Annotated in this window: 12 protein-coding genes and 2 pseudogenes; 6 read left to right on the top strand and 8 right to left on the bottom strand. The window is 53.0% G+C overall.

Features of this window, described 5'->3' with window-relative positions; genetic code table 11:
* Window positions 1-346, top strand: a 346-nt coding sequence (locus tag ABD76_RS05750; RefSeq protein ID WP_197253583.1) for a transposase, incomplete at its 5' end; no start/stop codon positions are given.
* A gap of 97 nt (window positions 347-443) precedes the next feature.
* Window positions 444-1115: pseudogene (locus tag ABD76_RS05745) on the top strand (ankyrin repeat domain-containing protein); the annotation flags it as partial.
* Between the two features lie 133 nt (window positions 1116-1248).
* On the opposite strand, the gene ABD76_RS05740 reads toward ABD76_RS05745, so the two are convergent.
* The gene (locus tag ABD76_RS05740; RefSeq protein ID WP_197255026.1) at window positions 1249-1617 is read right to left on the bottom strand and encodes a metalloregulator ArsR/SmtB family transcription factor; all 369 of its coding nucleotides are present in this window, start codon (window positions 1615-1617) and stop codon (window positions 1249-1251) included.
* Window positions 1618-2052: an SRPBCC family protein gene (locus tag ABD76_RS05735; protein ID WP_197255024.1), complete on the bottom strand. Its 435-nt coding sequence runs from the start codon at window positions 2050-2052 to the stop codon at window positions 1618-1620. It lies immediately after the preceding gene.
* Window positions 2053-2127: 75 nt separating this feature from the next.
* Here ABD76_RS05735 and ABD76_RS05730 point away from each other — a divergent pair, with 75 nt between their 5' ends.
* The 3 genes from ABD76_RS05730 to ABD76_RS05720 all read left to right on the top strand — a co-directional run bounded on the left by ABD76_RS05730 (window position 2128) and on the right by ABD76_RS05720 (window position 3581).
* Window positions 2128-2304 (top strand): hypothetical protein, encoded by a 177-nt coding sequence (locus ABD76_RS05730; protein WP_197255022.1) that lies wholly within the window; start codon window positions 2128-2130, stop codon window positions 2302-2304.
* A gap of 28 nt (window positions 2305-2332) precedes the next feature.
* The gene (locus ABD76_RS05725; RefSeq protein ID WP_197255020.1) at window positions 2333-3040 is read left to right on the top strand and encodes a CPBP family intramembrane glutamic endopeptidase; all 708 of its coding nucleotides are present in this window, start codon (window positions 2333-2335) and stop codon (window positions 3038-3040) included.
* A 109-nt stretch (window positions 3041-3149) separates the two neighbouring features.
* The gene (locus ABD76_RS05720; protein WP_197255018.1) at window positions 3150-3581 is read left to right on the top strand and encodes a VOC family protein; all 432 of its coding nucleotides are present in this window, start codon (window positions 3150-3152) and stop codon (window positions 3579-3581) included.
* A gap of 64 nt (window positions 3582-3645) precedes the next feature.
* On the opposite strand, the gene ABD76_RS05715 is transcribed toward ABD76_RS05720, so the two are convergent.
* The 3 genes and pseudogenes from ABD76_RS05715 to ABD76_RS05705 form a co-directional block, all read right to left on the bottom strand.
* Window positions 3646-3813 (bottom strand): hypothetical protein, encoded by a 168-nt coding sequence (locus tag ABD76_RS05715; RefSeq protein ID WP_242069397.1) that lies wholly within the window; start codon window positions 3811-3813, stop codon window positions 3646-3648.
* A 176-nt stretch (window positions 3814-3989) separates the two neighbouring features.
* Window positions 3990-4337: pseudogene (locus ABD76_RS05710) on the bottom strand (NAD(P)/FAD-dependent oxidoreductase); the annotation flags it as partial.
* Window positions 4338-4454: 117 nt separating this feature from the next.
* Window positions 4455-4853 (bottom strand): Rrf2 family transcriptional regulator, encoded by a 399-nt coding sequence (locus tag ABD76_RS05705; RefSeq protein WP_197255016.1) that lies wholly within the window; start codon window positions 4851-4853, stop codon window positions 4455-4457.
* Between the two features lie 275 nt (window positions 4854-5128).
* On the opposite strand from ABD76_RS05705, the gene ABD76_RS05700 reads away from it, so the two are divergent.
* Window positions 5129-5731, top strand: a complete 603-nt coding sequence (locus tag ABD76_RS05700; protein ID WP_197255014.1) for a C40 family peptidase — start codon at window positions 5129-5131, stop codon at window positions 5729-5731.
* A gap of 220 nt (window positions 5732-5951) precedes the next feature.
* On the opposite strand, the gene ABD76_RS29285 is transcribed toward ABD76_RS05700, so the two are convergent.
* From ABD76_RS29285 to ABD76_RS05690, 3 genes are all read right to left on the bottom strand, one after another.
* A complete protein-coding gene (locus ABD76_RS29285) occupies window positions 5952-6059 on the bottom strand; it encodes a YjcZ family sporulation protein (RefSeq protein ID WP_242069396.1) in 108 nt (35 codons plus the stop codon).
* A 187-nt stretch (window positions 6060-6246) separates the two neighbouring features.
* Window positions 6247-6630: a DUF2642 domain-containing protein gene (locus ABD76_RS05695; RefSeq protein ID WP_197255012.1), complete on the bottom strand. Its 384-nt coding sequence runs from the start codon at window positions 6628-6630 to the stop codon at window positions 6247-6249.
* Between the two features lie 214 nt (window positions 6631-6844).
* Window positions 6845-7432 (bottom strand): pentapeptide repeat-containing protein, encoded by a 588-nt coding sequence (locus ABD76_RS05690; RefSeq protein ID WP_197255010.1) that lies wholly within the window; start codon window positions 7430-7432, stop codon window positions 6845-6847.
* Window positions 7433-7459: the final 27 nt, after the last annotated feature.

Below are 7459 nucleotides of genomic sequence, written 5' to 3'. Positions count from 1 at the left end.
CCGAAACAGAGCTAAACGGATTCAGCTAACGGGTTCTTACCGTCATCTGCAAAAGTTACGAACCCGCTGTGAGCATGTGTTTGCTGAAAGCAAAGTTGCGCATGGCATGGATCGTGCACGGAGCCGCGGACTCGACTGCATGCAAGAACAGGCGCTACTGACGGCGATCGTTCAAAATCTGAAAAGACTATGCCGGTTTGGGAAAAAGCGATCTCGAACTGGTATGTCGGCATGCCAAAAAACGAAATCCGTGATGACAGAGGCGTTGTCACGCCTACTCATTTCAGCGCTGGCTGAGTTGTTTTACTCGTTTTGCATGTCCATCAGACGGCTACAACTGCACTAATTCACCGGACTTTTAAATAGAGTGTTAATCTTTTTAAAGATTCTGCTAGACGAATATGAAGATTTATGAAGTTTTGTTAAGAAAGGAGGGAACGGCGTTGATCCAGTTGAAGGATATCGGAAAATTCGAGACGCTGCCCGACCGGGCGATGCAGATCGTGGAAGGCCATGTTCCCGCGCTCCGCGAAGCGATCGCCCAGGGCTGGGATATCGAGGAGGAGATTGCGCTTGGCAAGCACACGTCGCTCCGTCCCTTACATATCGCGCTCCTCGCGGAGCAGCTTCCGGTCGTGAAGCTCCTCATCGAGCACGGAGCCAACCTGAATGATAAGCAGGATCCGGCCTTTCTCGTCGCCGTGCGCTACTGCGGCGAAGAGACGGTTCGTTATATCGCCGCGCACGGCGCGAAGCTGGACGCGCGGAACCGGGTGAAATCGAATGCCTATGAGCAAGCGTATTACGGCAACAAGCGGAACATCCCGCTCATTCACGATCTTGGCCTCGATGTCCGGAAGCATGGCGGGAGCACCCTGAGAAAAGCGGTGGGCGATCACGACAGGAAGACGGTCGCATGGCTGTTGGACCATGGCGCCGACGTTAATTTCAACGTTCGCGATATGGTCTATCCGTATCAAGCCACGCCATTGACGGTGGCGGCCCGGAATGGCGATCTGGCCATGGTCCAATATTTGATCGAACGCGGCGCCGATGTGACGCTGGCGGAAAAAGACGGCGAACGCGCCTACACGATCGCGGTGAGCGGCAATCATCCTCTATCGTCATGAACTCTATTGGAATGAACATCCGGGCCCGCTTCATCGCCCGATTCCGCATGCCCGTCTCATCCACGCTTCGCACGGCCGTCCTCCGCCCCCCCAATAGGAACAGGCACTGACGCGAAGGTCAGTGCCTGTCCTTTTTCTCCGCAGCCGCGGCAGGCAAGCCGGAATTCGCCTCCTGCTCCACGACATGCTTCAGGATCGACAGCTTGTTGCTCCAGAAGCGCTCGTAGAAGGAGAGCCAATCCTTCAGCTCCGTCAGCGGCTCCGGATGCAGCCGGTAGATTTTCTCCCGGCCAACCTTCCGTCCGCTCACCAGCTCGGCTTCGCTCAGAATATGAAGATGCTTGGCAATGGCGGTGCGGCTGATTGGAAAATGGCTCGTAATTTGGGAGATCGGCAATTCCTTGTCCGCCAGCAAGCGAAGAACTTCCCTGCGGGTTGGGTCGGCAATGGCCTGAAATACATCGTATTTGGCCGCAGACGATGACACTTAGCCCTCGACCGCCTGGCGAAGCCGTTGATGCACGATCGCATCCCAGCCCTGGTTCATCCGATCGCGAATGACGGCGCTGGTCTCGTTCGCCTTCCCGATAATCGCCTCCGCTTCCTTCCACCCGCCGTGAATCAACGTGAACTCGGTCTGGTCCCCCATCTCTGTCAACAGGAACGTCACGACCCAGCCTTCCGTATCCCACGCGAAGGACAGCCGGTGCGGCGCCTCAATCTCGATGACTTTGCACGGGGAAGGACCGAACGGGGATTGAATCTGGAATTCATGTCCCGCCTTCGGCTCGAAGTCGTTCTCCATGAACCAGGAGGCAATGCCTTCCGCCGTCGATACCACATCCCACACCTTTTGAATCGGCGCGTTCAGCACGATGGTTTTCCGAATATCGGGAACTTGATTCTTGTTGTTGGTTTCCATCCTCATTCTCCTTTGAATTCAAAAATATGAAACCGAATGGTTTCGCTTTTCGATTATATGAAACCATTTGGTGTTATGTCAATCATTCGTGCTATTGCCTCCGCCAAGCAGTATGATCCAATTTTCTCCCAATTGCCGCCCGCACAAACCGAAGTTCACCGATTGTTCATTGAAAGCGACGTAACGGAACCTGATTTAATGGCAAATATTCAAATGGCGCTGGAAAACACACCGATGGCCTACCCGCGCTAATACGAAAGCATCGAAAGGAGAATCCCTTATGCGCAACAACCCGATCCGCCCTCCTGGCGCCAACGAACGAGGCAGCGTGCCATGGAAGGGAACTGACGTGCTGATCATCCTGGTCATATGGAGACTGCTGCTGTCGGCTCCCGTCATGAACGCGGCCGCAGTTCCACTGGAGTATCTGGGGCTCCTACCCGCCTATGCCCGCTACACAGCGGCCTTCCTGGTCCACATCATTCAACTCGCTGTTATCGGCCTCGTCATCATCCGCAAGTATCAATTAACCTGGACATCCTTCGGATTCCGCAGACCAACGAGGAAGGACTGGCTGCAATTGCTGCCCTGGGCGCTCCTTGCCAATCTCATTTCATTGCTCGTGCTATGGGTTACATTTACGTTTCTGTGGTCGGAAGGCTCTTCCAAGGCGGAGTCGGCAGAATCGGTCGGCTTCATTCTAACATTACTTATGGGGGCTGTCGTTGCTCCCTTCGTGGAAGAGGTCGTGAATCGAGGCGTAATCTACGGCTATTTGCGGAGCCGCTTCGGCGTCCTTGCCGGCGTTATCGTCAGCGCGCTTATCTTCGGGGCCGGACATGCTCCGGAGCTTATGCTGAATGCGTTCGTAACCGGCAGCGTGTTCGCGCTTTTTTATGAAAAAAGGGGCACCCTATGGATGCCCGTCGTGCTGCACGGCATCATGAATGCCGCGGTTATTTTCATTTTTTACCTCTTGTCGCCCTGACTAGCGAAATCGAATTATTAAAATTTCAATTATTTTTTATAGCATAATTGATTTCCTGGCGCCAAATAATATACGATAAAGATCCAATTGAACGAAGGAGTTGAAGCCCATGTCCGTAGATGCATATCTGAATTTTAACGGGAACTGCCGGGAAGCCGTCGAGTTCTACGCTGATGCGTTCGGAACAGACAAGCCGCAGATCATGACCTTTGGCGACGCGCCGCCCCACCCGGACTTTACGCTTCCGGAGGAAGCCAAGCATCTGGTGATGCATGCCCGCCTCAACATTTTGGGCAGCAACGTCATGTTCTCGGACGTATTCCCGGGAATGCCTTTCACTGTCGGCAATAATATCAGCCTGGCCGCGATTTGCGAGAGCGAGGATCAGCTCCAATCGATCTACGACAAGCTGAAGGCCGGCGGCAAGGTCGTCATGGAGCTCCAAGAGACATTCTGGAGCAAACGCTACGGACAAGTGGAAGACCGGTTCGGAATTTTGTGGCAGCTTAACCTCGGCAACGGCGGGGAAATGGAAGCCTAAAAGCGGGAAATAAAAAAAGGAGCAGTCCTGCTGCTCCTTTTTTACATGTCACAATTCGGTAGGATCAGACAATAACGAATATTACTGATGTTTTGAAATGAACCCCTTGAGTTAGCTTGATTAGCTCTATGATGGACGGATCCAAACCGCATGTCGTCACGAACGACTCAAGACCCTTCATCGCCTTGTGCGCAGCAGGATTCACTTCATCGACAATCATTCTGAACTCCATTCCGCCTTGCCTCCTTAACTATTTAGGTCAAAATATGCGCTTGCAAACCGTGCCAGCCAAAACAAACGGGCCGAAATGCAACGATAATTCGATCACCCCTTATCCGTAATCTTCCTCGGTCAAATCCATATTGACGCTGATCGCGGTCCAGCTGCCGTCCGCGGCCGCAAACACGACTTGGGAAGGCGCGAATTCACGCCCGTGGCCAGGATCACTTTGCGCGCTTGAAGGCGAAGCCCGGACGAATCCGCCACTTCAAATCCGGATTCAATCCGGTTCACCTCCGCCACCTCGGTTGGCAAATGTTCCACGGACGGATAACGCCGCACCTCCTCATAAGCAATCCGGCGAAATTCGGACGGAGTTACGCCATCTCTTGTAATAAAGCCGTGCGACGCATGGGTGACGGCATTTCGAGGGCGATTGCTGTCGAGCAAAGCCACCCTTCTCCTTGCCCTGCCAAGGACGAGGGCGGCATTCAAGCCGGCGGGGCCTCCGCCAATAATAGCGCAATCGTATATCATGAATGCATCCTTTCTTATATAGATATAAAAGACTCATTATATCTATAATACAACCAAAAAAAGTCCTTCTCCGCTTCGAATCCTGTCTCTTCCACGCGCGCGAAGCGGCGGATCGCGCTAGACTTGCGTTTGCTTATGGGCCAGATCCGCCAATTTCGCATTTTTGAGATGCTGCTCCATTTTCTCTTCCGCTTCCTTCATGACCGCTTGAATCAAGCATTCGGATCCGTGGACAAAGCCGCATTCAAACAAGGAAGCGGTGCCCTCAATGGCGTGAATGATAGCCAAAAACGTAATGTCGTCTTTATTCCGGGTTAGACGATAGCCGCCATTGGCCCCGGAGACCGATTCAATCATGCCTGCTTTTACGAGTCTCGTCAATATTTTGGAAAGATAGGTCGGCGACACGCCCTGGGCTTCCGCCAACTGCTGGACGCCAATCGGCTTCACCGAAGAAGCTTCAACTAACATAAGCATCGTGTGAAGAGCATAATTCGTCGCTTTTGAAAATCTCATGACTGCACCTCATTCAAGGACTTATTATATCTATAATATCCTTGATGTGGGCTATGTGTCAAGCCGCGCCTTCTCCGCTTCCCGGTAAAGTGAATGTACAGCAGCTACCATTTGCTTGTGACGAAATCGTTAATATTTTCTCATCGAATTCTAATAAAGCCGGGAATTCATTGACGTTACAGCGTTTTCATGACTTCCGTTAAATACTGGATGCAAATCATATGTTATGTTGGTTATAGGCCTTGCCCCAACTTTTCAATACAAGGAGGAAGACCATGAACAACATGAAGAATCAACGCATCCTAAAAACGGTAATGGGAATCAGCCTTAGCTTTTTTATAGCATTGTCCGGCACGGCGATGGCGGTGCCTCATCAAGCCCAAGCGGCCTCCGCGTCCGCGTCCGCGGTAGCGGATGATATTATTGCGACAGGGAAAGCCTTTCTGGGCGTCCCTTATCATTTCGGAGCCGAGTCCGGCCGAACCGATCAATTCGACTGCTCTTCGTTCACGCAGTATGTATTCAAGAAGCATGGCATCGACCTTCCGCGCTCTTCCCGGGAGCAAGCGACGGCCGGCGTTAAAGTCTCCAAGAACGAGCTCCAGCCCGGCGATCTCGTCTTTTCCGATACGAACCGGGACGGAAAGATTAACCACGTTTCCATCTATATAGGCGAGGACAAGCTTCTTCACACCTATAAAGTCGGCGTCGGCGTAACAATTACCGATTTTTCCGGCAGCGCCTGGGACAAAACGTTTGTGACCGCGCGCCGCGTCATCTCCGCCCCGAAATCCGAAGCCTCTGCCCCAACTCAAGATCGCAGCGCGGAAGAAATCTGGGATCAGCAAGATTCCTCCCAGGAAAACCAATGGAATTAAATACGTGCCTGAAGCAGGGTTTCATGCGGAAGCCCTGCTTTTTCTATGTCTGCCCCTGCATGCCGCCTGCTTTATCCGTGCAGGCCTCATTTCTTGTTATTGTTCCCGATGGAATGAACATCATGCGCTCGCGTCACCCCTTCCGCAGCCGGTCAACAACGAAATAGCCCTGCCGTGGAAGCAGGGCCCAAATCAGACGGTTGCGTAAAGGGGCGAATTTTTAATAAATACATGCGCGCGATACGATGACCAACAAAATGAACAGAACCAAGATAACGCCTGTAGAAGTAAAAAGACCTCCAACACCTTTGCATCCGATATCACTCATAATTCCATGCAGCCTCCTTTCATTTAGGTACATACTCATCATATTAGGGCCGCATCCTCATTGCCTTGGCTATATCCCAGAAAGCAATAATTGGGCTTTGGCTGCGCACAGCTTGTCCCCAACCATATTATTCATGATTAAAGGCCCCGCCGGGAGCCTTTTTGTCCTTCTTATTAAGCATTGTTCTTCATAAATACGATATCGGCAGCCCCTCGAAATAGACAATCTGCGCGGTCCGGATATGGAACGCCTTGTCATGCCGATTCAACTGAATATGATCGACCGCGACGCTGGCCAATACGCCTTCCAGCGTCTCTACGGTCGTCCGGACGGTTATCCGCTGCCCTTGATGCCGGCTCAGATGATCCAGGAATACCGGATCCAGGCAAGTCACGTAATCGGTTGGCTGCGGCACGGCCGGCGTCGTGCATATCGGCGTGCACGCGGCCGGTTGATGATTCACATAGGCAGGCTGCACGATCGGGTGAAGACAAGTCTGAACATGATGCGGCTTGGCAGGCGGTTTTTCTTTTTCGGCAGGCGGTTTGGGTGCGGGCTTCTTCTCCGTCATGGGCGGTTCCCTCCTTTTCCGTCTCATTTAATTATATATGCTCCGGAGCCGGGAATATTCCGGCTGGAGTTGAATCCGGCGCATGTATGCCATGATGCCGTTCCGGCAAGGGGGATAACATCTTGCTTACCGATTACCGGCAAAGAGCTGGAGAGACCGGCCGAGAAGCCGTTTATGCGGCTGGACATAGAGGCTTGAGAGACTGCTTCCCCCGCTACTCCTTAATCCTCAGGCCGAACTGGGCGGCGAAGACAGCGGCTTGCTCCGGAGAGATGATGCAGCCCTGCAAGTCTTCCAGACCGGCCCCAAGCGCCGTGAACGTGCACGCGCTCAGATCGATGCCGGCCAGCTTCGTCCCGGACAATTGCGCCTGATCGAGATCGCAGTTCTCGAAATGCGTCTGCAGGACGGTCGAGCGGTATAAATCCGCATGAACCAGCAAGCATTCCTGAAAGTGAACCTGCTTCATATTCGCGAACCGGAAATTCGCGTAGCTGGCATTGCAGCCGATGAACCGCACATTGCGGAGCGTCGCCTCCATCAAGTCGATGCCGACAAGCTTGCAATGTCGGAATTCGGCGCGGTGAATAATGGCCCCGCTGAAATCGATGTTCGACAAATCGCATCGTTCGAGAATGACGTCGGTCATCTCCATCCTGGACAGAGCGGTCTCCGCAAACATGACATTCCGCAATACCGCCTTGTCGAACGTGACTCGATCCGCGTTCTGCCGTTCGATAGCGCAAGCCTTGATCCGTCCTTCGCGGCACACATCCTCGTCATATAGCATGCCGTTCGGCAAATGCAGGTCAGACAGCTCCCCCGGCTA

The sequence above is a fragment of the Paenibacillus dendritiformis genome (genome assembly GCF_015845845.1).
GTDB classification, from domain to species: Bacteria; Bacillota; Bacilli; order Paenibacillales; family Paenibacillaceae; genus Paenibacillus_B; species Paenibacillus_B dendritiformis_C.
This window is presented reverse-complemented; position numbering and strand designations above follow the sequence as displayed.